Here is a 24,913-nt window from a genome sequence, read left to right as displayed (position 1 = left end):
CCGGCCGGGCGCCCGACGCACCCCGCCGCCGGTTCAGGCGTCCGTCGGGAGAACCGGGGCGGGGCGGCGGGGCGGCGCCGTGCGGGGGTGGGCGGGGAGGGCGAGGGTGAGGGCGTCGGGGGAGTCGGCCGGGAGGGCGAGGGCGGCGGTGACCTCGGCGGGGAGGTCGCGCAGGCCGAGCAGGCCGGCGCCGAGGCGGGCGGTGGCGCGGTGCCAGTCGCCGATCCGTTGGAGCAGGGCGTGGCCGCTGCCCGACACGGTGTAGCCGCAGACCCGGGCACCGGCCGCCCGGCCCCGCGTGGCGAAGCCGAGGGTCTCGGCGGGGGAGGTGATCTTGTCCCGGTCGCCGTGCAGCATCAGCACGTCCCGGCCGGCGAGCTGTTCGCACGGGTCCTCGGGCGGGCACCAGGGGGCGAGGGCGATGACGCCGGTGACGTTCGGGTGCCCGGCCGCGCGAAGGGCCGCCCGGCCGCCCATCGAGTGGCCGACCAGGACGGTCGGCACGTGGCCGAGCTCCTCGGCGAGGTCGCCGAGCGCGGCGGTGGTGTCCCGGGCGGCGTCGGCACGTTCGCCGTTCCAGCCCCGGTGGCGGTAGCGGACGGTGCCGATCGCCACCCCCGTGCCCGTCGTCTCGTGGCGCAGCGCGCGCAGGAACCCGTACATCCGCAGGCCGGGCAGGTTGAGCGGGCCGGGCCGGGAGAGGTTGTGCTCCTCGCCGCCGTGCAGGACCAGCACCGCGGCGGCCGGCTGCTCCGGCAGCTCGCGCCAGACGAGCGCGCGGTGCCCGCCCGCACTGGCCTCGCGGCCGGTCCTGACCGTGCCCGACGCGTCGTTCCTGCTCACCTGTACCGCCCCGCCCCGCCGTCCGTTCCGTGGACCGCCACTGTACGCCGTCGGCGGCCGGCGGGCGGGTCACCCGGGCGGCCCAGCCCGGCGGTCCGGTTCAGGACGCGTGCAGGACGCGTGCAGGACCGCTCCGGCCGGGCCGGCCGGGGCGTGTGCAGGACCGCTGAGGGCTGCCGGTCAGGACGTGAGCAGGCCCTGTTCGCGCACCAGCCAGCAGATCGCGGTCAGCCGGTGCACCGCGTAGTCGTACCCCACCGGCTCCAGCCGGCCGGTCTCGCCGAGCGCGTCCAGGAGGCCGAGCGCGTAGTCCGAGAGCTCCGTGCGGTCCAGGGGCAGCGGCAGCAGCTCGGGGCCCTGCGCGTACAGCAGCTCGCGGATCTGGGCGGCGTGCTGGTCGACCGCGGCGCCGAAGCCGGGCCGGAGGGCGAACTCGGCGAGCCGCGGCGTGAAGGCGGCGACGATCCCGGGTAGCGGACAGCCGGCGGGCTGGTCGGGGGAGCCTCGGTGGGACTCGTCGGGCGTGGCGAACATCCGTCCACGGTAGGCGAGCCGGACGGCCCTCCGGGCGGCTCCGGCTGAGACCTTTGCCACCCCGCCGCGGGCCAGGGGGACCCTCCGCGGGGAGGCCCCGGCCACCCCGTGGACCGCCGCCGTTCGCCGCCCCGACGCCCGCCGTGTCCGGCGAACCGCCGTGAGCGCGGGATGCTCTGGACCAGAATGGCCCGTATGGATCTTCGAATCTTCACCGAACCGCAGCAGGGCGCGAGCTACGACACGCTGCTGCGCGTCGCCCGGACCGCGGAGGAGCTCGGCGCCTTCAGCGCCTTCTTCCGCTCCGACCACTACCTGAAGATGGGCGGTGTCAGCGGCCTGCCCGGCCCGACCGACGCCTGGATCACCCTGGCCGGCCTGGCCCGCGACACCAGCACCATCCGGCTCGGCACCCTGATGACCGCCGCCACCTTCCGGCTGCCCGGGGTGCTCGCCATCCAGGTCGCGCAGGTCGACGCGATGAGCGGCGGCCGGGTCGAGTTCGGCCTCGGCGCCGGCTGGTACGAGGAGGAGCACACCGCGTACGGCATCCCCTTTCCGAAGGAGAAGTTCGGGCGGCTGGAGGAGCAGCTGGCGATCGTCACCGGCCTCTGGAACACCAAGCTCGGCGACACCTTCGACTTCGAGGGGCGGTACTACCGGCTGACCGACTCGCCGGCGCTGCCCAAGCCCGTCCAGGAGAGGATCCCCGTCCTGGTCGGCGGCAAGGGCCCGACCCGCACCCCGGTGCTGGCCGCCCGCTTCGCCGACGAGTTCAACATGCCGTTCACCTCGGTCGAGGAGAGCGCCGCCCAGTTCGGGCGCGTCCGCGCCGCCGTGGAGCAGGCCGGCCGGCAGGCCGACGACCTGGTGTACTCCAACGCCCTGGTCGCCTGCGTCGGCCGGGACGACGCCGAGGTGGCCCGCCGGGCCGCCGCGATCGGCCGCGAGGTCGGCGAACTGAAGGCCAACGGCCTGGCCGGCACCCCGGACGAGGTGGTGGAGAAGCTCGGCCGCTACGCCGCCGTCGGCACCGGGCGCGTCTACCTCCAGATCCTCGACCTGGACGACCTGGACCACCTGGAGCTGATCGCCTCCCGGATCGCCCCGCAGCTGGGCTGACCGGCCCGGACGTCCGCCGCGCGGCCGTCACCCCCGTCGCCGCCGTCACCCCCGTCGCAGGCCCGGCGTCGCCGGCCGTCGGCGCCCGGGTGGCGGCGGTGCGGTGCTGTGAGCGGACGGTGAAAGGACTCGGCCGGACCGCCGCTGACCACTAGTCTTTACTTCCTCTTGGAGGAGGGCAGGCTCCTTCGAAAGGCGGAGGCCGGGGAGTCAGGGGGGAGTGCCGGTGGCGAAGACGACGGTGCCGGGGGCGGGGCCCACCGGCACGGGACCGTCCGGAGCGGGCCTGCCCGGGGCCCAGGTGCCTGTGCCGCGATCCGCCGGCGGAGGCGCCCCGGCGCGGGCGGACGGCCAGGCCGGTCCGCTCGGCCCGGTGCTGCGCCCGCGCGGACTGCACGACCTGCGGCAGGGCGGTCCCGGGCAGGCGCCGGCCGCGCTGCACTACCGGTCCGACGACCTGCTGGTCGTCTCCGGCCTGCCCGGCAGCGGCAAGAGCACCCTGATGCGCCGGTGCATCACCGCCCGGCTGGTCGACTCCCAGCAGGTGCGGGCCGAGTACGCGGCCCGGCTGCCCGGCTGGCTGCCGTATTTCGTCTACCGGCCGCTGGTCCGGGCCGCGCACTACCGGCGGCTGCGCCGCGCGGTGCTCGACGGCGGCCCGCTCGCGGTGCACGACTGCGGGGCGCTGCCCTGGGTGCGGGGCTGGCTCGTCCGGGCGGCGGCCCGGCAGGGGCGGCGGGTGCACCTGATCCTGCTGGATGCCAGCGCCGACGAGGCCCGGGGCGGTCAGCACGCCCGCGGGCAGCGGGTCTCCGCGTACGCCTTCGCGCGGCACCGCGAGTCCGCCCGGCGGCTGCGCCGCAGGCTGGCGGGTGCGGGGGAGCCGCCGGCCGGCTGTGCGTCGGCCGTGGTACTCGACCGGGCCGGTGCGCGTGCCCTACGGGAGATCGTCTTCGTGGCGTCGTAGTCTCGGCGAGGCGGTGCGGGGCCGCCCGCCGACCCGTCCGGGTGGCCCTCCGGGGCCTGCCGGGGCTTTCCGGGGCGGACGGGGTGTCAACTTTCGGACAACTCGGGGTCATCGCTGCGATCGCGCGACACCGGAAATGCTCCACCTGTGACCGGTGTCTATCGATCAGGCTTCCGGGTTATGTCCGAATTGTCGTCAGAACTTTCAGGCTGGAAGACAACTGACGCGTACACGCGGCCCTGCGTAGCCTTGGCTCGGCGGCTCCCCCGAACAGCCGCCACCCCCCACAACTCCCCCCTCAGGAGCGCAGATGCGTCGTTCTGCCCGCGTCCCTTCGAGCGTTTCCCGCAGATTCCTCAGCGCCGCCGCCCTCGTCGCCGCGCTCGGGCTCACCCAGTTCGCCGCACCCGCCTCGTTCTCCACCGCCGCCGCCCAGGCCCCGGCCGGCCAGTGCGTCGGCGGGGACGGTGCGCAGAACCAGGACGCGGGCGCCCGCAAGCCCGCGGGCAGCGCCGTCGGCCAGGAGCCCAACGCCGTCACCGACGCCCAGGCCAAGGCCATGGACGCGGACCTCCAGGCCCGGGTGGCCAAGCTGGCGACCTCCTCCCAGGGCGGCACGCTGCTCGCCCCCGGCGCGCTGGCCGCGACCACCACCATCCCGGTGTACGTGCACGTCATCCACTCCGGGACGACGGGCAAGCTCAGCTCGACGGACATCGGGAAGCAGATCTCCGTGCTCAACGCCGCCTACAGCGGCCAGGGGGCGGGCAACACCGCCAGCCAGTTCCAGTTCCAGCTGGTCGGCACCGATTACACCGACAACGGGACCTGGTACAACGGCGTCACCCCGGGCTCCTCGGCCGAGAAGGCGATGAAGAGCTCGCTGCGCAAGGGCGGGGCCAGCGCCCTCAACCTCTACACCGCCAAGCTCGGCCAGTCGCTGCTCGGCTGGGCGACGTTCCCCAGCTCCTACAAGGGGAACCCGAGCGACGACGGCGTCGTCATCCTCGACTCCTCGTTCCCCGGCGGCTCGGCCGCCAACTACAACGAGGGTGACACCGCCACCCACGAGGTCGGCCACTGGCTCGGTCTCTACCACACCTTCCAGGGCGGCTGCAGCGGCCAGGGCGACTACGTCTCCGACACCCCGGCCGAGAAGAGCGCCGCCTACCAGTGCCCCGCGGGCCGCGACACCTGCACCGCGACCGGCCTCGACCCGATCCACAACTTCATGGACTACACGTACGACTCCTGCATGACGCAGTTCACCCCCGGTCAGGTCGCCAGGATGTCCAACTCCTGGGCCGCCTACCGGGCCTGACGCGGCTCCGGCTGCCTGAAACCCTGGCGGGTGCGTGGGTGATGGGGCCCGCGCACCCGCCAGTACCATGTCCCGGCCCGGGCCGGGCTCGGCAGAACGTCCGGATCTCAGCAGAACGTCTGGATGTAGAGCAGCGTCCGGCCGTCCTGGTCGGTGAACTCGTAGGCCAGGTACGACAGCAGCTCGTCGACGTCGTACCGGCTGCCGGCCTCCAGCCAGGCGCCCGGGCGGTCCGCCTCGGGGAGGAACGCCGGGAACCAGAGCTCCTGCTCGTCGTCGTAGGCCGTGCCCATGGACATCAGGTCGGCGCTCACGGCCAGCCGCTTGGCCCGTCGCGGGTCCAGCGGGCCCCGGGCCAGCGTCCAGCGGCAACCGGCCGCATCGGTGAACCCGCGGTCGGCGACCGGCGACCGGACGGGCACGGGGCTCGCGTCCCCCTCCGGCCGCTCCGGTGCCGACAGGGTCCCGGCGAATCCGGGGGTGAGATGCGGCTTCCTCGGCCTGTTCCTCGCCATCCGGTCAGGATCGCACAGACATCGAAAGCGTTCGGCGCTCCCGGCGTGGCAATCAGTGGTGGAATGTCCCTTTTGATCTATGTTCTGGGAGGCAGAGGCTGGTGAAGCCGAGGTAGCACTCGAACAAGGAGCAGCGGCATGGCCAACAGCGCCACCCCCCGGATCGTCGTCGGCGTGGACGGCTCGCCCGCTTCGGAGCACGCGCTGCGCTGGGCCGTCGACTACGCCCGGCTGGTGGGCGGCAGTGTCAACGCGATCGCGGCCTGGGAGTACCCCGCCTTCTACGGCTGGGCCGGGCTGAGCGTGCCCCCGGCCGAGGGGTTCAACCCCGAGGAGCTGGCCGGGCGGACCCTCGCCGAGACCGTCACCAAGGTCGTCGGGGACGACCCCGGGGTGCGGATCACCGAGGCCGTGGTGCCCGGCAATGCCGCCCAGGCGCTGCTGGAGTCGGCCGTCGGCGCCGTTCTGGTCGTCGTCGGCAGCCGTGGCCTCGGCGGCTTCTCCGGCGCGCTGCTCGGCTCCGTCAGCCGGCACCTCACCGAGCACGCCCCGTGCCCGGTCGTCGTGGTTCGCGACCAGCCGGCGCCCGCGGCGGCCGGCTGACCGCACCGCCCGGCGGTGCACCTGCTACCGGCCTGCCGATGCGCGCCGGGGCGCCGGCGGGAGAGGATGGAGACATGCCAGAAGGTGACTCCGTCTACCGTGCGGCGGCCCGGCTGCACGAGGCCCTCGCCGGCCGGGTGCTGACCACCGCGGACCTGCGGGTGCCCGCGCACGCCACCGCCGGGCTCGCCGGGCGGCGGGTGCTGGAGGTCGCCCCGCGCGGCAAGCACCTGCTCACCCGCCTCGAAGGCGGCCTCACCCTCCACACCCACCTGCGGATGGACGGCCGCTGGGAGGTCTACCGCCCCGGCGAGCGCTGGGCGGGCGGGCCCGCCTGGCAGATCCGCGCCGTCCTCGGCACCGAGGAGGGAACCGCGGTCGGCTACCGGCTGCCCGTCGTCGAACTGCTGCGCACCGCCGACGAACAGCGCGCCGTCGGACACCTCGGGCCCGATCTGCTCGGCCCGGACTGGGACCAGGCGGAGGCCGTCCGCCGGCTCCTCGCGCACCCCGGCCGGCCGGTCGCCGAGGCCCTCCTCGACCAGCGCAACCTGGCCGGCGTCGGCAACGTCTACGCCAACGAACTCTGCTTCCTCGCCGGCGTCACCCCGTGGACCCCGGTCGGTGAACTGCCGCGCCCCGACCGGCTGGTGGAGCGGGCCCGGCAGCTCCTCGACGCCAACAGGCTGCGCGACGGCCACGTCACCACCGGCGACACCCGCCGCGGCCACCAGCACTGGGTCTACGGCCGCGCCGGGTGCCCCTGCCCGCGCTGCGGCACGCTGGTGCTGACGGCGCAACAGGGGACGCCGCCGCAGGAGCGGGTGGCGTTCTGGTGTCCGTACTGCCAGCGCGGCCCCGCGCCCGAGGCCCGGCCTACGGGCTCTCGACCAGGGCCGGGCGGCGGGGGTCGTCGGCCCGGACGATGAGGTCGGCGAGGTCGGCGGGGACGGTCTCGGCCTCGTAGCGGGCGAAGGCCGGCAGCGTCCACTGCTCCCCGGGCGGGGTGCGGCGGGCCAGCGCGGCCGGGGAGAGCGCCAGGTGGACGGTCAGCTCCAGCGGGAGCCAGCGGCCGAGCAACAGTGCGCCGTCCAGCAACAGGACTCCGCCGGGCGGCAGTTCGGTGTAGGGAGCGCGGGTCGAACGGTCCGTCAGCGGGTCGCGCAGCGAGGGCAGGACGCGGCCGCTGCCCCCCGGCTCCAGCGGGTCCAGCACCTCGCGCAGCAGGGCCCCGTCGTCCAGCCACAGGTCGTGGAAGGCGTCCGCGTCCTGCCTGCCGTACTCCAGCCGCACCGAGGCCGGGCGGAGGAATCCCGCCGCGGACACCCGCAGTGTCGGGTGCCCGCGCAGCCGCAGCGGTTCCACCAGGGCGTCCGCCAGCTCGCCGGGCCGCGCCGCCGCGGCACCGTCCACCGCCACCCGCAGCCACCGCTCCCCGGCCCCGGGGAGCGCGGTGATGCGGTCGGCGAGGAGCTCGGCGAGCCGGTCGGGCGAGATCGGGTGTACCTGCATCCGCCCATCCTGCCCCGGCGCCGGCCGGCCTGACGGCCCCGGGGTCACGGGTGGTGGCCGGGGGACATGAGACGGCGCCCGGGGGTTACGGGCCACGGGGTCACGGGAGGGGGAGGGCGTGCAGGACGTCGTCGTGGCCGGCGTAGAGGCGCTGGGCGTCGTTGGAGAGCGACCAGACGTCCACGCCCGGCCCGGAGTCCCGGAACGTCCAGCGCTCCTCGCCGGTCGCGGCGTCGAGCGCGCAGACGCCGGCGGCGGCCGGCCCCGGCACGAACAGCGTCGGCCCGGCCGGCAGCGGGCGGCTGCGGCGGTCCAGCCGGAACGGCAGCCGGTGCACCCAGAGCCTGGCGCCGGTGGCCGCGGCGTACGCGGTGACCACGCCGTCGTCGCGGGGCACGTAGACCCGGGTCCCGTCGCTGACCGGCGGCAGCAGGCGCCACTCCTCGTTCGGGCCGGGCGCCACCGACCAGCGCGGGGCGCCGTCGGCCAGCCGCAGGGCCCGCAGACCGGCCGTGCCGGCGGGAGCGTAGACGTGCTCGGCGTCGGCGACGGCCCAGTTCAGGCTCACCTCGACCGGCATCTCCCAGAGCCGCTTGCCGGTGGCGGTCTCCAGCAGCACCAGGTGGGTGCCGGCGGTCGAGGTGTCGAAGAAGGGGACGCGGCCGCCGACCGAGGTGAGCGGCGTGAGCGGCCGCTCGGAGCCCGTCGACGGGCGGGCCCACGTCACCACGTTCTCGCGGTAGCGCACGGCGAACAGGTTGTCGCTCCCGTTGTACGGCCGGGGCATGGCCCGCCCGTAGACGAGGTCGCCGTCGCAGCCGAACAGCGTGATGCCGGTGCCCAGCTCCTCGGGCAGCGGAAGGCTCCACTCCGAGGCCGGGTCGGTGAGGTGGCGGCTGTCGACGTGGCCGTTGGAGGCCGTGTACACCCGGTCGCCGCCGATGACCACGCGGCCGTTCGACAGCTCGACGTCGCTCGGCCAGTCCGTCTTGGGCAGGGCGAAGTCCAGCGTGCGCACCGGGGTGCCGGTCGCAGGGTCGAGCACCTGGAGTCCGGAACGGGAGAGGAAGACCGGCCGGGAGGGGCGGTCGCTCAGCCGCTCGGGCGTCATCGCCTCCGGGCCCCGGTACGTCCAGAGCGGTTCCGGCCCGGCCAGCCGGGTCGGCCGCGGCCTCGGCGGCGCGGGGTCCGCCCCGCCACCGGCGCGGGAGAACGCCCAGACCGCCCCGCCCGCCGCCAGCACCCCGGCCCCGGTCAGCAGCCGCCGCCGGCTCAGCCGGGGCCCGCCGTCCTCCCCGGCACCTCCGCTCACCACGTCCTCCGGCGCCTCCGACCCCCCGTCCTCCTCGCCGTCCCACTGCCACGACGCCCCGGCCTCCCCGTCGGGCCGCCCGGGCTGCTCGGGCACACGCGCTTCGGAACGGTCGGACCCGGCCGGCTGCATCTTCGCTACTCACTTCCCCCGGGGCGGCCGCTGCGCCGCCCTGTCCGAGGGAGGATATCGAAGGCCGCCCGAACGGTTCGCAGGCGGCCGTCCGGCGCCGCCGCTCCGTCAGCCCGAGACAGTAGGCTGTGCTGCGCAACACAAGTCCGTCGAGCAGGCTCCGGGGAGGCAGGCCGTGAGCGCCGAGATGATCGCACCCGCGTGGATGCACCGGCAGATCACCAGCGAGCAGTACGACTCCTGGTCCGAGGAGCAGTGCGCGGGCATCGAGATCGTGGATGGAATGGTGGTCGTGAGCCCGAGCGCCTCCAAGCGCCACAACCGGTTGGCCCGTCTCCTGGCGAACGCACTGGACCGGGCCGGTGGCGTCGAGTGGAACGCCGACACGGACTTCGACGTCCGGTTGCAGGACGTGCCGTTGAACAACCGCCGCCCGGACGTGGTTGTCTACCGGGCGGACACCATCGACATCGCCCCCACCAGGCCCGAGCACGTGGCGCTGGTCGTGGAGGTCGTCTCGCCGGGGTCGGAGACCACCGACCGGGTGGTCAAGGTGGATCAGTACGCGAAGGCCGGCATCCCGTTCTACTGGAGGGTCGAACAGGCGGCATCGGGCGCCCCCGTTGTGTATACGTCCCTTCTGGACCCGGCGGGCTGCGCCTACCGCGAGGGTGAGGTGTTCACCGGCACGGTGAGGGCGACGGTGCCGTTCCCGGTGGAGATCGACCTCGGGGCGCTCTGAACTGCTACGGCGTGCCGTGGTCGGCGAGGTCGGCGAGGACCTGGGCGTGGCAGGGGAGGGGGACGCACCAGCAGCCGAGGCGGTGCCCGCGGAGGGAGGGGACCAGGGCGAGCAGCTCGGGACGGGCCAGCAGGTAGGCGCGGTAGTCGGCGAGCATCTGCTCGCGCGTGAGGTCCGGGCCGGGGCGGTAGGGGCAGTGCAGCGCGTGTTCGGGGAGGTGCCAGCCGCCGCGGTGCATCGCGCGGCCGACGTAGACGACATCGGCGTACGCGGGGTCGTCACGGTGACCCTTGAGGTTGACGACGGTGGTCGGGCCCGGCCGGCTGTGCGCCATGGTGACCATGCTGGCGCAGCCGGGGGCGCCGGGCACGCCGGGGCGGGGGCCCGGGCTCGCCTTGACAGTCTCTTGACCCGGGCGTAGCAAGGGAGAATGCGCCAGGGTGTGCCAGCGGACCAGGCCGGTCCGCACGTGACCGGCGGTGCCCGGGCGGCGCGACCCGACACGCACCGCCCCCGGGAGAGTGATGCCGCCGCCAGGGCGGCGCACGAGCGCGACGCGCTGCTCGCCACCGCCGTCCGGAAGGCGATCGGCAGCACCGACGCCTACGGCGGCATGGCGTACCTGCGCTCGCGCGACCGACGGTCGCTGGTGCTCTGCACGATCGCGGGCGTGCCGCTGTCGATCGTCAGCGCGTTCCGCCGGGTGGCCGCGGCCGGGCCGCTGCCGGTGGCGGTGAGCTACCGCACCGGGCGGATGATCACGCTGTCCGACACCGAAGACACGATGCGGCGCTTCCCGCAGCTCGCCGTCGGCATGCCGTACGACTTCGCCTCGGCGTGCGTGCCGGTCACCGCGGGCGAGGAACGGTACGGGGTGATCAGCGTGCTCTGGGCGGCCTCCGACGAGGGGGTGCCGGAGAACGCGCGGCGGCACCTGGGCGCGGCGGCCGACCGGCTCGCGGCCGGGCTGGCGGCCCTTGAGGCGAACGGGCACCCCGTCGAGCCGAACGGCGACACCGCCGTCGTCGAGCTGGTGCCGGCGACCCCGCCGAGCACCCGGGTGGGGTTGTTCGACTGGAACGTGGCCACCGGGGCGCTCTCCGTCGACGACCAGTTCTGCGAGATCTTCGGCCTCGACCCCGCCGGGTTCGACGGCCGCGTGGCCAGCCTGACCACCCGGATCGCCCCCGGCGACCTGCCGGAGTTCCGGTCCGCCGCCCGCGCCGCCCTCGACCACGGCCGGGTGCTGGCCGCCCGGGTCCGGGTACTGGACCGGGAGGGCCACCCGTACCCCGTCGAGCTCTGGGGCCGCGTCCCCGAGGGCGGCCCGGAGGTGCGCACCCACCTGGTCGGCGCCGTCCTCGACACCCGGACCGGCACCGCCGCGGCCGCCGCCGTGGAACGCCTGCGCGACGGCGTCTTCTCGCTCGACCCGGACGGCCGGATCACCTACGCCAACCGCAGCGTCGAGCTGCTGCTGCGCACCCGGCGGGAGGACCTGGTCGGACTCCACCCCTGGGAGGCACTGCCCTGGCTGTCCGACCCGGTGTACGAGAACCGCTACCGGGCCGCGATGCTCTCCCAGCAGCCCACCGCGTTCCTGGCGGCCCGGCCGCCGGACGACTGGTTCGCCTTCTCGCTCTACCCCGACGCGCACGGCGTCACGGGCCGGGTGGTCGCCGCCGAGCCGCCGCCCGGCGCGGCCGGGCCGCCGCCGAGCGAGCCCCCGCCCGGCGTCCGGACCGGCGTCGGCGGCATGTACCACCTGCTCCAGCTCGCCAGTGCGCTCACCGAGGCCGTCACCGTCAAGGAGGTCTGCCGCGCCGTCGCCGACGAGATCCTGCCGGCGTTCGGCGGCCAGGAGCTGGCCATCTACGCCGTCCGCGACAAGCGACTGCACCTGATCTCGCAGAGCGGCTACCCGGACGGGTTCCTGGACCGCTTCGAAGGCACTCCGATCGGTGCCCGCGTCCCCGGCGCCGAGGCGCTCAGCACCGGCACGCCGATCTTCTTCGAGTCCGTCCACGACCTCGCGGCCGCCTACCCCGCCATCGCCCTGGACGAGATGCGCGCCTGGGCCTTCCTGCCGCTGATCGCCTCCGGCCACCCGGTCGGCAGCTGCATCATCGGCTTCGACGAGACCCGCGCGTTCACGCTGGAGGAGCGCGGCCTGCTCACGGCCCTCGGCGGCTTCATCGCCCAGGCGCTGGAGCGCGCCCGGCTCTACGACGCCGAGTTCGCGCTCGCCCGCGGCCTCCAGCAGGCCCTGCTGCCGCACCGGCTGCCGCGGCTGGACGACGTCCGGATCGCCGCCCGCTACCTGCCCGGCACCCAGGGCATGGAGATCGGCGGCGACTGGTACGACGCCGTCGTCACCGGCCGCGACCTCACGCTCGTCATCGGCGACGTCGAGGGCCACAGCGTCGGTGCCGCCGCCACCATGGGCCAGCTCCGCAGCGCCGTGCGGGCCTTCACCACCGGCGGCCACCCGCCGGACGAGGTGCTCGTCCGTACCAACCAGCTCCTGCTCGACCTCGACCCCGGGCTGCTCGCCAGCAGCTGTCTGATCCGCTTCACCCCCTCCGACGGCAGCGCCCTGATCGCCCGCGCCGGACACCTGCCGCCGGTGCTGCGCCACCCCGACGGGCACACCGAGGCGCTGTACGTCGCGGGCGGGCCGCTGCTCGGGGTCGACCAGACGGCCGAGTACCCGGTCACCGAGCTGCGGCTGTCCCGGGGATCGCTGCTCGCGCTCTACACGGACGGCCTGGTCGAGGACCCGGCGGTGCCGATCGACGAGGGCGTGGACCGGCTGCGGGCCGCCCTCGCGCGCACCGCCGGGGTGGCGGGCCAGGGCGGGGACGGGCTGGACCGGCTGGCGGAGGTGCTGCTGCACGAGGTCGGCTCCACGCACCGGGTGGACGACGTGGCGCTGCTGCTCACCGCGTACGGGTGAGGCGGCGGGTCGGGTGAGGCGGCGCGTACGGGTGAGGCGGCTGGTCGGGGGCGGGCAGCCGGGGGCGCCATCGTCCTCGGGAGAGACAGACGCGACTTTCGTCAGGCGAGCGGACGCGACTTTCGTCGGGGGTGGATCTAGACGAAGGGTGAAGGCGCCCGGTGCGGCGGCTTCGCTAGCCTCGACGGGTGGATGCACTGGCGAAGGCCTGGTCGAAGGCGGTACGGACGGCGTTTCCCGGGCCCTGGCGGCCCGGGCTGGTGGTGCGCGAGGTCGGCGGCGCGCTGCTGCTGGGCGCGCTGGCGATGCCGCTTGAGGCCGGCAGCGACTCCGGCCTCTTCCTGCTCTCCGGGCCGGGCACCGCCGTGCTCTTCCTGCTCCGGCGCGGGCTGCCGGCGACCGTCCTGGTGCTCACCGCCGCCGCGAGCGGCTGGGCCGCAGGGCCGCTGCCGCTGCTGGTCTGCGCCGGCTGGTCGGCCGGCGCCCGGGTGAAGCGGGTCGGCGTGCTGGCCGGCTCGTTCACCGGCGGGTTCCTGCTGATGACGGCCGTCGGCGTGGTCAAGGACATCGGGTCGGCGCCGGTCAAGCTGATGATCGGGTTCTCGCTCGGCGGGTTCCTGCTGCTCGCCGTGCTGCCCGCGCTCTGGGGCCGCTACCGGGCGCAGCGCCGGGCGTTGCTGGACGCGCTGCGCGAGCGCAACGACCAGTTGCTGCGCGAGCGGACCATGGTTGCGCACCAGGCCCGGCTGCGCGAGCGGCACCGGATCGCCCAGGACATGCACGACAGCCTGGGCCACCAGCTCGCCCTGATATCCGTCCACACCGGGGCGCTGGAGGTGGACCGCACGCTCACCGACCGCCAGCGGGAGGCCGTCGGCGTCCTGCGGCTGGCCGCCGTCGCCGCGATGCGCGAGCTGCGCGAGGTGGTCGGCGTGCTGCACGACGAGTCGACCGCCCCGCTGCCGGCGCCGGCCGCCGCAACGACGCCCGGCACCGGGCGGACGGGCGGACTGGACGACATCACGAAGCTGGTCGAGTCCTCCCGCGCGGCCGGGACGCCGGTCTCCTTCAGCGAGGCGGGTGATCGCCGGCCGCCGGCCGCCAACGTCGGCCACGCCGCCTACCGGATAGTCCAGGAGGCGCTGACCAACGCGCACAAGCACGCGCCCGGCGCGGTCATCACCGTCGCCCTGCGCTACGAGCCGGACGCGCTGGTGGTGGAGGTCGTCAACCCGCGGGCACCCGAGCCGGTCGGTGTCCACGCGGCCGGCGTGGCGGCGGCGGTCAGCGGCGGCCAGGGGCTGACCGGCCTGCGCGAGCGGGCCCGGCTGGTCGGCGGGATGGTGCACGCCGGGCCCACACCGGAGGCGGGGTTCCGGCTCGCCGCCGTGCTGCCGTACGAGGGGGCGGGCGGGGCGCCTGCGGACGGGTCGGTGGCCGGAACGGCGGGTGCGGCCGGCGGCGCCGGAGACGTGGCCGGGGTGGCGGGTGCGGAGGCGTGGCTGCTGGACGCCTTGCCGGCGGCCGACGGCGGGCCCGGTGCACGGCGGTGGCGCAGTCCCGCGCTCGGCTGCGCGCTCAGCGGGCTGGTGGTCCTGCTCGTCGTCGGCGGCCTGCTGGCCTGGGGGGTGGTCTCCTTCGTCCGTGCCGCCGGCGAGGCGACCGTGAAGCGGTCGGTGTACGACTCGATCCAGGTCGGCATGCCGCAGGCCGAGGTGGAGAAGCGCCTGCCGGCTGGCAACGCCTTCTTCACCAAGGGCTACGAGGGCTCCGGCCCGACCCCGCCGGCGGGAGCGGCGTGCCGCTACTTCCTCTCCGAGGAGACGACCGACACGTGGGGCGAGGACAACATCGTGCGGCTCTGCTTCAAGGACGGCGCCCTGGTCGAGAAGCAGCACTACCCGGTGAAGTCCTGACCGGACGGCCCGACCGGAGGGCCTGACCGGGGGGCCCGGCCGGAACACCCGACCGCGGGAAGGGCCGGGCACGGGAGGTGTGAGGATGGTGCCGAGCAGCGCCACCCGCACTTACCGAGGGGATGACCAGCAGTGATCCGAGTCCTCGTCGCCGACGACGAGCCGCTCATCCGGGCCGGGATCAGGATGATCCTGTCCTCTGCCGACGACATCGACGTGGTCGCCGAGGCCGCCGACGGCCGTCAGGCCCTCGATCTCGCCCTGGCACACAGAGTGGACGTCGTCCTGCTGGACATCCAGATGCCGGTGATGGACGGGCTCACGGCGCTCGGCGAGCTGCGCCGGGTGGTACCGGGGGCGCGGGCGCTGATCCTCACCACCTTCGGGGAGCGTGACAACGTACTGCGCGCCATCACCGAGGGCGGCGCGGGGTTCCTGCTCAAGGACACCGCGCCGGCCGAGCTGATCCAGGCCGTCCGCGCCGCCGCCACCGGCAACGCGTTCCTGTCGCCCGCCGCCACCCGGCACATCGTGGACTCGCTGGCCGGCACGCGCACCGGCCCGGCCGCGGCCAGGGGCACGGCGGCCCGGCGGCGGCTGGAGGTGCTGACCACGCGTGAGCTGGAGGTGCTGGCGCTGTTGGGCGAGGGGCTCTCCAACGCGGACGCCGGCGCCCGGATCCACATGAGCGAGGCGACGGTGAAGACGTACGTCAGCCGGATCCTGGCCAAGCTGGGCTGTGACAACCGGGTGCAGGCGGCGTTGCTCGCGCGGGACGCGGGGCTGGACGGCGGGGGCTGACGGTTCTCGGGCAGCCCGCCTGTCCTCGCCGTGCCCGTCCTCGGCCGGCCCGCCCGTGTCCGGCCCCTCCTCGGCCGGCTGGCCCGGGGGCGGTGGGGCGGCGTGGGCACGGTGGCGGGGGCGGCGCGGGCGCGTGAGAGGGGTGCGGCGGCGGCGTGCAGAGGCGTACCCGATACGTCGGATACGGACCGGTCGTGCACCATGCGCTGCGCGACCGCTTGGACACGATGGGTAGCGGGTGTGGTCGACGCCACGACGGTCCGGCGCGGAACCGGGAACTCCGGCAGCGGTGGTGACGGTGTGTCAGCTGCCGATCGCACTGGGTCGATGGTGCGGGAGGGCTCACGGGTGGACAAGTGTGAGCGCGGGCACGGAAATTGACCATTCGATCTTGAAAATGCGGTCAAACCTGGTCATTTCGGATGGGGTTTCATGATCGATACCACCGGTAACAGTCAACTGACCTGCGGCGTCCAAGAATTGCTTGTGGCGGCCCCGGAGGGCCCGTAGCTTCATTGGCGGTGCAACGAGCACCACCCGGGTTCACCCCCGATGCACAGCCCGCCGACTGACCCCCGGCGCGAGGGCGGTGCCCGCCGACACGGCCGGCTCGAACAGGCCGTCGGCGAGCGGGGGTGACCGCGGCGGCACGGCACGTCCGACACGTGCGTGGCCGCCCGTCGAGTGAGGTGAGCGCGACGGCCCTGCCAGGGGTCTGGTTCCGCCTGCCCGCCCGGGGCTTGTCGAGAGGACTTTCATGACACTCCGTAACGAGACTGCCGCTGCCACCACCAACACCGCCACCACGGGCAAGCGCCGCAGCCGCGCCTGCCTGGTGCTGGTCGGCGGGGCCGTCGCGGCCCTCCCGGTGGCCGGCCTCGTCACGGCCACCTCGGCCTCCGCCGCGTCCACCTCCACCTGGGACGCCGTCGCCCAGTGCGAGAGCGGTGGCAACTGGAGCATCAGCACCGGCAACGGCTTCTACGGCGGACTGCAGTTCACCCCGTCCACCTGGGCCGCGTACGGCGGCACCGCGTACGCGTCGCAGGCCAGCCAGGCGACAAAGGCGCAGCAGATCTCGGTCGCCGAGAAAGTCCTCGCCTCGCAGGGCCCCGGCGCCTGGCCGGTCTGCTCCGTCAAGGCCGGCCTGACCAAGGGCGGCGCTCCGGCGGCCGTCGACACCTCGGCCCCGGCCGCCAAGGCCGAGGCCCCGAAGGCGGCTGCGCCCAAGGCGGCCACGCCCAAGACCCAGCAGCAGGCCAAGCCCGCGCAGACCCCGCAGGCGGGCCCGGCCCAGGGCGAGAAGGGCCAGCCGGCCGCGAAGTCGCAGAAGCCGCAGTCCTGGAAGTCGCAGGACGCGGCCAAGCCGTCCAAGCCGGCCGCTGTCGGCACCAACACCTCCGGTGGCAGTTACACCGTCAAGAGCGGTGACACCCTGAGCGACATCGCGGCCAAGTTCGGCACCGACACCGCGAGCCTGCACGCCAAGAACGCCAAGGCGATCGGCGGCAACCCGGATCTCATCTTCCCGGGCCAGACCCTGAGCCTCTGACGGTGGGGCTGTGACGGTGGGGCTGTGGCGGCGGGCTCCTGGCGCCTGAGCCTCTGACAGTTCACCTCTGACAGCGGGCTTCTGACAGGGGGTTTCTGACAGCCGGGCCTCCGGCGGCCAACCCCGCCCGTACCGAGCGGCCGCCCCCTTCCTGGGGGTGGCCGCTCCGGCGCGTCCAGGGTACGGGGCGGGTGGACGGGTTCGGCGGCATGCCCCGGCTGGGAAGCGACCGGGAACTGTCCGGCGCGACAGTCGTCGGGAACGACGCGACGAACTGCGGGGGAGGGCTCCGCGGCGTGAACAGCTACGCCAGGGGGCCGGCCCTCGACCCGGCCGAGGGGAGTGGCTGGGTGCCCGCGGCTGCGGTCGCGTCCCTGGTTGCGGCCATGGCGCCGGCCCGGCCCGGCCTGGCTCGGCCTGTGAGGCGGAGGCGGGCACTCGCCGCGGCGCGGCCCACCGGCTCCCGGCGCTCGGGCGGTGTCGGCTGTGTCGGGGCGCGCCGAGGCTGCTGCGAGGACTGCCAGGGGTGACGAAACGCCCCGTCGGCACCGCAGTGCCGGCGGGGCGGACGTGCTGAACTACAGGTCGTACTCACGGGGCTTGTCGAGCCAGCCCGCTGCGGTCACGGGGTGCCCGGTCAGGCGGTACTCCACGCGGCGGTGTTCGGAAGCGGGTTCCGGGGCGGGTCGCCCGCCAGCACGCGGTGTTCCTCGTGGTTGATCCAGGCGTTCACGGCGCCCTGGGCAGGGGTGTCCTGCGCGGCCGCCCCATCCGGAGTCCGATGCCGATCGGGGCTGACGGGGGTCTGGTAGGCAGTCGGTCGTGCGGTGTGTTGTCCTCTGCCGCGTCGGCGAGCGCCGCACCGCCGCCGAGTGCGCACAGGGTGGCCGCTGCCATGCCGACGGCTACACGCTTGATCACGAGGGTTCTCCAGGGTCTCGAAGGGGTGGTCTGTGCTCGCAGTAGACCGTCCGCGCGTAGACATCCGATCGACGTCGGCCGTGCGAGGCTGCTCTGAGGAGGCCGCTCCGAGGGGGCTGTGAGAGCCGCCGCCGGACGAGGACCTGCGGGCCTTCGCCGTGAGGGCGAGGGCCCGTGAAGCTGCTCGGACGGGATGATTGTTGAACGTTGAACGCGATGTCCGAATGCCGCCGGACCCGCGGGCCCCGTGGGGCGAGGATCAAGTCATGTCCGAGAACAAGTCAAGGAGTTCAGGCGATATGACGACGAGTGAGACTGTGGCGACGGCGGCCGTGAACGGGTTCGCGAAGCTCGACGGCAAGGCGGCCCTGGTGACCGGCGGCAGCCGGGGGATCGGGGAGGCGGTCGCGTTGCGGCTGGCCGAGGACGGCGCCGATGTCGCGCTGACCTACCAGGGCAGCGCCGAGCGGGCCGAGGCGGTCGCGGCGAAGATCACGGCGATGGGTCGGCGGGGGTGGGCGGTCCGCGCGGACAGTGCCGACCCGCAGGCCGTCCGGGATGTCGTGGAGGCGGTGGCCGAGCGCTTCGGGCGCCTCGACATCCTGGTGAACAACGCGGGCGTCGGCGTGCTCGGTCCGATCGGGGAGCTGGCGTTGGACGACGTGGACCGGGTGCTGGAGGTCAACGTCCGGGCGCCGTTCCTGTTCGCCCAGGCCGCCAGCGCCCACCTGACCGAGGGCGGCCGGATCATCACCATCGGCAGCTGCATCGCCAAGCGCGTCGCCTTCCCCGGCGCCTCGCTCTACGGGGCCAGCAAGGCCGCGACGATCGGGCTCACCAAGGCGCTGGCCCGTGAGCTGGGTCCGCGGGGGATCACCGTCAACGTGATCCATCCCGGGCCGATCGACACCGAGATGAACCCGGCGGACGGTCCGTCGGCGGAGTTCCAGGCGGGCCTGACCGCGCTCGGCAGGTACGGCAGCGGCGCCGACATCGCCGCCACCGTCGCCCACCTCGCGGGCGAGGACGGCCGCTACATCTCGGGTGCCGAGATCGCCGTGGACGGCGGGTTCGCGTCCTGACCCGCTGAGCCCGGGGGCGGGCACGGGGATCCGGCCACCGGCCCGGCGCGGTGTCGCGCCGGGCCGGTGGCGGCGGTCCCGTTTACGATCGGCCGGTCCGAGCACATGTCCCAGCCCCGAAGAGGTGTCGCCATGACCGCAGCGGAAGACCCGATCGACCTGCTCGCCCGGGCGCTCGCGCAGACCGCCGGCCTGATCGACGGCGCCGGCGCCGAGCAGGCCGGTCACCCGACGACCTGCCGGTCGTGGGACGTCGCCGACCTGATCAGCCATCTCCTCCACGACCTGCGGCAGTTCAGCGTCCGGGCGAACGGCGGCAATCCGGACTGGTCGCAGCCCTTCGAGCGGGTCGAGGACGACTGGCTGCACGCCTTCGAGGCCGGTGCCGAGGAACTGGTCGCCGCCTGGCGGAACGCCGGGGACCTCTCCGGGACCATCGAGATCCCGGGGGGAGGCACGCTGCCCGCACGCTTCCCGGTGGACCAGCAGATCGCCGAGTTCGCCGTCCACGGCTGGGACTTGGCCCGCGCCACCGGCCAGTCCACGGCGGGCCTCGACCACGACGTGGCCCGCGCCTCGCTCGCCTGGGGCCGCGGCGCGCTGCGCCCCGAGTACCGCGGGAGCGAGGAGGACGGCCGCGCCTTCGGCCCCGAGGTGACCGTTCCGGAGGACGCGCCGCCCTACGACCGGCTGGCCGCCTTCTTCGGCCGTGACCCGCGCAAGGTCTGAGGCGCCCCGGCGGGCCCGGGGCGCGGGCCCGGGGCGCGGGCCCGGGGCGGCAACGCGTCCGGTCAGTGGAAGGCGGCGAGGACGGCGCCCCACTGCGCGGTGGTCTGTCCGGTCGCGGCGCAGGGAGCGGAGTCCGCCGCGACCTGGTGGGCGGTGGTGAGGCGGTAGGAGGAGAGCCGGAGCACCGGAAGGGTGGTCCAGCCGGGGCTGAACTCGGGGGCGGTGCCGGTGTTGGTGCCCACCGTGCCCACCAGCAGGTCACCGGCCGTGCAGTCGAGCGGGGTGGCGCTGGTCGTGAAGGCGGTCCCGCCGCTCTCGCCGGAGGCGTGGGCGCTGCCCCGGGCGGCGGAGATGCCGTGGAACTCGTCCACCGCGACGTGGTACTTGCTCGAGTGCGGGTAGGACACGTGGATCGCGTCCGCCGTGGTCAGCGCGGGGACCCCGAAGGCGGCCAGCACGAGCACCCGGTGCCGGAGCGAGTCCGTCACGTCCCCGACGATTCCGAACCTGTCGCCCTGGGTGTCCGTCACCGTCACCTTTCCGGGGCAGGTGCTGGTCAGCATCATCGTCACGACCAGGGCGTCCCCCCGGGCGACCGGCGAGAGGACGGGCAGGACGACGTCGGTGCCGGAGAGGATCTGCTGGTCGAAGGCGGGCCGGGACACCCAGGACGGGGCCGGGCCGGCGCTCGCCGTGTGGTCCGTCGCCGGAAGCGGGCCGGGAGGGGCGGGGCGGGCGGCCGAGCCGGCCTCCGGTTCGGCGGGCTGGTGGGTGGCGGCGTCGCCGACCGGGCAGTCCTGCGGCAGTGCGGACTGCGCGACGGGGCCACGAAAGGCGACCAGGCCGAGCGTGCCGCAGACTCCGAGCAGCGTGCCGATGAGCAGGCTGACCGCGTGGGTCCAGAGGCGGTGGCGGTGCAGCGGCTGTTCGGTGTTTCCGGACGCGCGCGAGGTCGACGGCTCCGCGGGGCTCTCGGCGGGAGTGGCCGGCGGCGGGGGCGCCACCGGCCGGGTGTCCGCGTCCGTGGCCGGGTTCTCGTTGGTGGTGGACATCCAGCGGCGGTGCCACTCGGCCTCGTCGCCGCCGCAGGCCTGGACGTAGGCCCTGGTCGTGGGCCAGGACGGCAGCCTCGATCCGGAGGCCGCCTCGTGCAGGGTGGTGTGGGAGATCGAGCCGGCTTTCCTCGCCATGGTGCGGAAGGAGGGCTGGCCCGCCTCCCGGCGCAGCCTGCGCAACTCGGCGGCGAAGTCCTCGGCCGCTCTGACGCGTTCGGGTTCTCCCGGTCGTGACTCCCGCTCCGCCATGACGCCCCCCGCTGTCAGACAGTGTCAGATCCCTCGGTACCGCTCTTCGCTTGTCGCGTACGGATCATAGCGACGCGTGACGGCGGTGTTCGGCCATCGGTTGAATCGTCCCGGCGGAAGGCGGCTCCGGGGCCGGCCCTGCCGCCGCAGTCAGCTGTTGTCAGTTTCCGTCAGGCGGTACCGAACACCGCAGGTGATCGGGTCAGCTGTCCCCGCCGTCGCCGTCAGGGCGACCGGCCAACGAGACGACAACGACAGGGGAAATCGACATGCGCAAGGGACTCCTCCGCAGGCTCGGGCGGCGCGGCGCGACCGTCGCAACCGTCGCGGCGCTGGCGGCCGGTGGCGTCGGCCTGGCGGCGGGCAGCGCGTCCGCCGACGGGGTGTACTTCCTCCACGATCACCCCAGCGGTCACGGAGTGGGCCTGTACAACTCGTCCTGGGGGACCACCAAGGTCACCCAGGACCTGACCCTGCAGTCCTTCAGCTGGTCCGGGGACTGGATCTCCCCCGACTGCTGGATCAGGGGTGCGGACATCAACAACCAGGGCAACGTGTGGTACCGGATCACTTCCGCGTCCCACCCGAACGGCGACCCGTACGTCGGCACCGCGTTCGTCTACGGGGCCTACGCGGATGGCAACTGGCTCTTCCACAACGGCCTGCGCGCGTGCTGACGGCCCGCTGAACCGGTCCGCCCCGCCCGCGCCACCGGGCGGGGCGGACCGCACTACGGATCCTGGCGAACCGCCCTGCGGATCCTGGCGGGCGGCGCTACGGAGCCTGGCGGGCGGCGGCCTGCTTGATCGCCTCGCGGATGCGGGGGTAGGTGCCGCAGCGGCAGATGTTCTGGATCTGGTCGATGTCCGCGTCGGTCGGGGCCGGGGTACGGCGCAGCAGGGCTGCCGCGGTCATGATCTGGCCGGGCTGGCAGAAGCCGCACTGGGCGACGTCGCAGGCGAGCCAGGCCTCCTGGACGGGGTGCAGGGTGTCGCCGTCGGCCAGCCCCTCGATGGTGGTGACGCTGCGCCCGGCGCAGTCCCTGACCGCCATCGTGCACGGCTGGAACTCCTCGCCGTCCAGGTGGCTGGTGCAGGCGCGGCAGACGCCGACCCCGCAGCCGTACTTGGGGCCGGTGACGCCGAGCTTGTCGCGCAGCACCCAGAGCAGCGGCATGTCGTCCGGTGCCTCGACGGTGACCGGCTGTCCGTTGAGGACGAAGGTGTGGCTGGGCATGGGGAGTTGCGCCCTTCGGGGGTCGGTTGAACGCAGGGGGCGCTCAGCAGTCGATCGGGAACGAGCGCGGGCTGGTGCCGGTCGCCCGGGCGTACGCGTTGGCGACCGCCGCCGAGGCGGCCGGGACGCCCAACTCGCCCGCGCCGCCGGGTGCTCCGCTCGGCGGCATGAGGTGGATCTCGACCGACGGCGGGCTGTTGCGCTGTCGGGCGTAGCGGAAGTCGGCGAAGCTTCCCTCCCGGACGGCGCCGCGGTCGATGTGGTTGCCGGCCTGGAGGACGACCGAGATGCCGTCGATCAGCGCGCCGGTCAACTGGGCCTCCAGTCCACGGGGGTTGATCACCAGCCCGAGGTCGGCGGCGATCACGGCCCTGGTGGCGCGGGGCTGCTTCGGGTCGGTGGCGTCCAGCTCGACGAGGTAGGCGACGCGCCCGCCGTTCTCGTCGTGGTAGCCGATGCCCTGGGCCTGGCCGGCGGGCATCGGGCGGCCCCAGCGGCCGGCCTGGGCGACCTTGTCGAGCACGGCACGGCCCGCGGCGTCGCGGACCCGGGCCCGGCGGAACGCGACCGGATCCTGGCCGAGGCGGCGGGCCAGTTCGTCCATCATGATCTCGTCGGCGACGCGGACGGTGCCGGAGTAGACCGAGCGCCAGCTGCCGGTGTGCATGTCCAGCGGGACCTCGGCGAGCAACTGGGTGGGGATGCCGACGTCGTACGGGTTCTTCTCGCTGAGCAGGAAGAACGCCTGGGCGAGGCTGATCCCCGCCACCGAGAGGTTGAAGCCGGCGGCGGTGAGCGCCTCGCCGAGCCCGTGCCGGAAGTCGGTCCGGACGGTGGCGACCCGGTGCTCGTAGCTGATCACCTGGCCGAGGCCGTAGGTGGCGCGGACCCGGTGGTGGCTGGCGGGGCGCATCCGGCCGTGGCGCATGTCGTCGTTGCGGGTCCACATCAGCTTGACCGGGCGGCCGGCCGCCCGGGAGATCCGTGCGGCCTCCAGCGCGGCGTCGAAGAACAGCCGCCGGCCGAACGAGCCGCCGCCGCGCACCACGTGGACGGTGACGGCGTCCTGCGGCAGGCCGAGCTCGGCGGCGATGGTCTGCTGGGCGACGATCGGGGTCTGCGAGGCGAACCAGAGCTCGGCGCGGTTCGGCCGAACATCGGCGACGGCCGTCAGCACCTCCATCGGCGCGTGGTTGACGAAGGCGAAGTCGAACTCGCTGTCCACGTACTGGGTGAGCAGCGGCGGGACGAGGAACGGCAGGTGGGCGGCGCGCAGCCGGGCCCGGATGTCGGCGTCGGAGAGCGCGGCGACCGGGCCGGGGTGCCAGGAGGTGAGCAGCGCGTCGCGGGCCTTGAGCGCCTGGTCGAAGGTCTCGGCGAGGACGGCGACGCCGGTCGGGACGGTGAACACGCCCAGCACGCCCGGCATCGCGCGGGCGGCCGAGGCGTCCAGCGACCGGAGGGTGCCGTTGATGGTGGTCGGCCGGGCGACCACGCAGGGCACGGCGCCCGGAACGGCGAGGTCCCCGGCGTACTTGGCGCGGCCGGTGACGATGTCGCGGGCGTCGATCCGGCCCGTCGGCCGCCCCACCAGGCGCTGCTGGTCCGGTGGCTTGGGTGCGGCGGGCACGGCCGGGACGGCGATTCCCGCGGCCTCGGCGGCGAGTTCGCCGTAGCCGGCCCGGCGGCCGTCGGGGGCGAGGACGGCGGAGTCGGCGGTGCGCAGCGTGCCGGCCGGCAGCGACCAGCGGCGGGCGGCGGCGGTGACCAGCCGGGCCCGGGCGGCGGCAGCGGCGGCGCGGACCGGGTCGTACAGCGAGCGCACCGAGTTGGAGGCACCGGTGAGCTGGTTGAAGAGGAGTTCCGGGCGGCCGTCGGCGAGCGGGACGTCGACGTCGGTGAGCCGGGCGTCGAGCTCCTCGGCGACCAGCATGGCGATGGCCGTGGTCAGGCCCTGGCCGACCTCCAGGCGGGGGAGGTGCAGGGCGGCGCGTCCGTCGGCGGTGACCTCCAGCACCAGCAGGTGGGAGGTGGGCAGGCCGGCCACGATCAGGGCGTCGCCGGGGTCGAGGATGTCCGGGATGCCCGGCAGGCCGATCAACTGTGAAGGCGCGGAGGCCTGTTCGGCGAGTGCCCGCTCGGCGGCGGTCTGGACGGCGGCCTGCGCGGTGGCGGGCGCGGCGGCGTCCAGGCCCAGCCGGGCGGCCACGGTGAGCGTGGGGGCGGCGAGCAGGTAGGTGAGGAAGCGCCGGCGTCCGGTGGGGGCCGCGGGTCCGTCGGCCGGGCTCACCGCGGGCGCCTCCGCCTCCGCCTCGGGCGGGGCCTCGGCGACGGGGGCGGCGGGGGCGGCGGTGGGATTGGCGGTGGGATCGGTGGCGTTCCGGGCGTTGCCCGAGGGTGCGATGGAGGTGCTGATGGGGGGAGCCCTTCGAGCCGGCGACGACTCCGGCCGGGCGGGCCCGGGCGGCCCCGGCCCCGCTGCCGGATCGCGAACGCGGACGAGCATAGGAGGGGGCTACTGGCCGGTCAACACGGGCTTCGGGCCGGACCGGACATCCCGCCGGATGTCGGACGGGGTGGCTCCGGATGTCGGATGGGGTGGATACGGACGGCACGGGGCGGGCGGGTCGCGGCCTCGGTACCGCCGTCCGGGTGAAGCCCGGGTGACGGATCGTCCGTTCCCGCACGGCAGTTCGGCCGCCGAGGGTCCGTGTGGGCGCCCCGGGGTGGACCCGTGGAGGGGCCCGGTGGAGGGGCCCGGTGGAGAGGGCCGGCGGCAGGGCCGTCCGGGGCACCGAAGTGGCCCACCTGCC

At 74.7% G+C, this 24,913-nt stretch carries 22 protein-coding genes; 13 read left to right on the top strand and 9 right to left on the bottom strand.

What is annotated here, in order from left to right; all coding sequences use genetic code 11:
• Positions 1-33: 33 nt before the first annotated feature.
• Positions 34-843, bottom strand: a complete 810-nt coding sequence (locus C2142_RS03445; RefSeq protein ID WP_241002351.1) for an alpha/beta family hydrolase — start codon at positions 841-843, stop codon at positions 34-36.
• 180 nt (positions 844-1,023) lie between these two features.
• Positions 1,024-1,377, bottom strand: coding sequence for a DUF6401 family natural product biosynthesis protein (locus tag C2142_RS03440; RefSeq protein WP_148641015.1), 354 nt, complete (start codon positions 1,375-1,377; stop codon positions 1,024-1,026).
• Between the two features lie 195 nt (positions 1,378-1,572).
• Here C2142_RS03440 and C2142_RS03435 point away from each other — a divergent pair, with 195 nt between their 5' ends.
• The 3 genes from C2142_RS03435 (at position 1,573) to C2142_RS03425 (ending at position 4,787) form a co-directional block, all read left to right on the top strand.
• A complete protein-coding gene (locus C2142_RS03435; protein WP_148641014.1) occupies positions 1,573-2,499 on the top strand; it encodes an LLM class F420-dependent oxidoreductase in 927 nt (308 codons plus the stop codon).
• 307 nt (positions 2,500-2,806) lie between these two features.
• On the top strand, positions 2,807-3,466 hold the full coding sequence (locus C2142_RS03430; RefSeq protein WP_241002350.1) for an ATP-binding protein: 660 nt from the start codon (positions 2,807-2,809) through the stop codon (positions 3,464-3,466).
• Positions 3,467-3,776: 310 nt separating this feature from the next.
• Entirely contained in the window at positions 3,777-4,787 is a 1,011-nt protein-coding gene (locus tag C2142_RS03425; protein ID WP_148641013.1) for a zinc metalloprotease, read from the top strand.
• Positions 4,788-4,894: 107 nt separating this feature from the next.
• Here the strand turns inward: C2142_RS03425 and C2142_RS03420 are convergent, their stop codons facing one another.
• Complete coding sequence (locus tag C2142_RS03420; protein ID WP_148641012.1) at positions 4,895-5,302, bottom strand: hypothetical protein; 408 nt, start codon at positions 5,300-5,302, stop codon at positions 4,895-4,897.
• 138 nt (positions 5,303-5,440) lie between these two features.
• Between C2142_RS03420 and C2142_RS03415 the strand changes: the two genes are divergently transcribed.
• Positions 5,441-5,905, top strand: coding sequence for a universal stress protein (locus C2142_RS03415; RefSeq protein WP_148641011.1), 465 nt, complete (start codon positions 5,441-5,443; stop codon positions 5,903-5,905).
• Between the two features lie 74 nt (positions 5,906-5,979).
• On the top strand, positions 5,980-6,834 hold the full coding sequence (locus C2142_RS03410; RefSeq protein WP_148641010.1) for a DNA-formamidopyrimidine glycosylase family protein: 855 nt from the start codon (positions 5,980-5,982) through the stop codon (positions 6,832-6,834).
• Here C2142_RS03410 and C2142_RS03405 read toward each other — a convergent pair.
• Together C2142_RS03405 and C2142_RS03400 are read right to left on the bottom strand one after the other, a co-directional pair.
• Positions 6,782-7,417, bottom strand: coding sequence for a uridine kinase (locus C2142_RS03405; RefSeq protein WP_148641009.1), 636 nt, complete (start codon positions 7,415-7,417; stop codon positions 6,782-6,784). The genes C2142_RS03410 and C2142_RS03405 overlap by 53 nt on opposite strands.
• Before the next feature lie 100 nt (positions 7,418-7,517).
• A complete protein-coding gene (locus C2142_RS03400) occupies positions 7,518-8,825 on the bottom strand; it encodes a PQQ-binding-like beta-propeller repeat protein (protein ID WP_148641008.1) in 1,308 nt (435 codons plus the stop codon).
• A gap of 211 nt (positions 8,826-9,036) precedes the next feature.
• Between C2142_RS03400 and C2142_RS03395 the strand changes: the two genes are divergently transcribed.
• Entirely contained in the window at positions 9,037-9,603 is a 567-nt protein-coding gene (locus tag C2142_RS03395; RefSeq protein WP_148641007.1) for a Uma2 family endonuclease, read from the top strand.
• A gap of 4 nt (positions 9,604-9,607) precedes the next feature.
• Here the strand turns inward: C2142_RS03395 and C2142_RS03390 are convergent, their stop codons facing one another.
• Complete coding sequence (locus C2142_RS03390; RefSeq protein ID WP_148641006.1) at positions 9,608-9,937, bottom strand: DUF4326 domain-containing protein; 330 nt, start codon at positions 9,935-9,937, stop codon at positions 9,608-9,610.
• A gap of 108 nt (positions 9,938-10,045) precedes the next feature.
• On the opposite strand from C2142_RS03390, the gene C2142_RS03385 reads away from it, so the two are divergent.
• From C2142_RS03385 to C2142_RS03360, 6 genes are all read left to right on the top strand, one after another.
• Positions 10,046-12,559, top strand: a complete 2,514-nt coding sequence (locus C2142_RS03385; RefSeq protein ID WP_241002349.1) for a SpoIIE family protein phosphatase — start codon at positions 10,046-10,048, stop codon at positions 12,557-12,559.
• A gap of 188 nt (positions 12,560-12,747) precedes the next feature.
• The gene (locus tag C2142_RS03380) at positions 12,748-14,475 is read left to right on the top strand and encodes a histidine kinase (RefSeq protein ID WP_148641004.1); all 1,728 of its coding nucleotides are present in this window, start codon (positions 12,748-12,750) and stop codon (positions 14,473-14,475) included.
• A 132-nt stretch (positions 14,476-14,607) separates the two neighbouring features.
• Positions 14,608-15,276, top strand: coding sequence for a response regulator transcription factor (locus C2142_RS03375; protein ID WP_148641003.1), 669 nt, complete (start codon positions 14,608-14,610; stop codon positions 15,274-15,276).
• A gap of 757 nt (positions 15,277-16,033) precedes the next feature.
• Positions 16,034-16,828: a transglycosylase family protein gene (locus tag C2142_RS41415; protein WP_148641002.1), complete on the top strand. Its 795-nt coding sequence runs from the start codon at positions 16,034-16,036 to the stop codon at positions 16,826-16,828.
• Between the two features lie 1,220 nt (positions 16,829-18,048).
• Positions 18,049-18,831: a 3-oxoacyl-ACP reductase family protein gene (locus tag C2142_RS03365; protein ID WP_148641001.1), complete on the top strand. Its 783-nt coding sequence runs from the start codon at positions 18,049-18,051 to the stop codon at positions 18,829-18,831.
• A 132-nt stretch (positions 18,832-18,963) separates the two neighbouring features.
• Positions 18,964-19,560 carry a TIGR03086 family metal-binding protein gene (locus tag C2142_RS03360; protein ID WP_241002348.1) on the top strand — a complete coding sequence of 199 codons (597 nt, stop codon included), beginning with the start codon at positions 18,964-18,966 and terminating at the stop codon, positions 19,558-19,560.
• 62 nt (positions 19,561-19,622) lie between these two features.
• Here the strand turns inward: C2142_RS03360 and C2142_RS41410 are convergent, their stop codons facing one another.
• Positions 19,623-20,864, bottom strand: a complete 1,242-nt coding sequence (locus tag C2142_RS41410) for a helix-turn-helix transcriptional regulator (protein WP_277347220.1) — start codon at positions 20,862-20,864, stop codon at positions 19,623-19,625.
• Positions 20,865-21,133: 269 nt separating this feature from the next.
• Here C2142_RS41410 and C2142_RS03350 point away from each other — a divergent pair, with 269 nt between their 5' ends.
• The gene (locus C2142_RS03350) at positions 21,134-21,541 is read left to right on the top strand and encodes a hypothetical protein (protein ID WP_148640999.1); all 408 of its coding nucleotides are present in this window, start codon (positions 21,134-21,136) and stop codon (positions 21,539-21,541) included.
• Positions 21,542-21,638: 97 nt separating this feature from the next.
• On the opposite strand, the gene C2142_RS03345 is transcribed toward C2142_RS03350, so the two are convergent.
• Together C2142_RS03345 and C2142_RS03340 are read right to left on the bottom strand one after the other, a co-directional pair.
• A complete protein-coding gene (locus C2142_RS03345) occupies positions 21,639-22,100 on the bottom strand; it encodes a (2Fe-2S)-binding protein (RefSeq protein ID WP_148640998.1) in 462 nt (153 codons plus the stop codon).
• A 43-nt stretch (positions 22,101-22,143) separates the two neighbouring features.
• A complete protein-coding gene (locus C2142_RS03340; protein WP_148640997.1) occupies positions 22,144-24,606 on the bottom strand; it encodes a molybdopterin cofactor-binding domain-containing protein in 2,463 nt (820 codons plus the stop codon).
• Between the last annotated feature and the right edge of the window lie 307 nt (positions 24,607-24,913).

Source organism: Streptomyces sp. CB01881 (assembly GCF_002953255.1).
Lineage (GTDB): Bacteria > Actinomycetota > Actinomycetes > Streptomycetales > Streptomycetaceae > Kitasatospora.
Note: the sequence above shows the minus strand (reverse complement) of the source record. Positions and strands in the feature narration are given on the sequence as shown.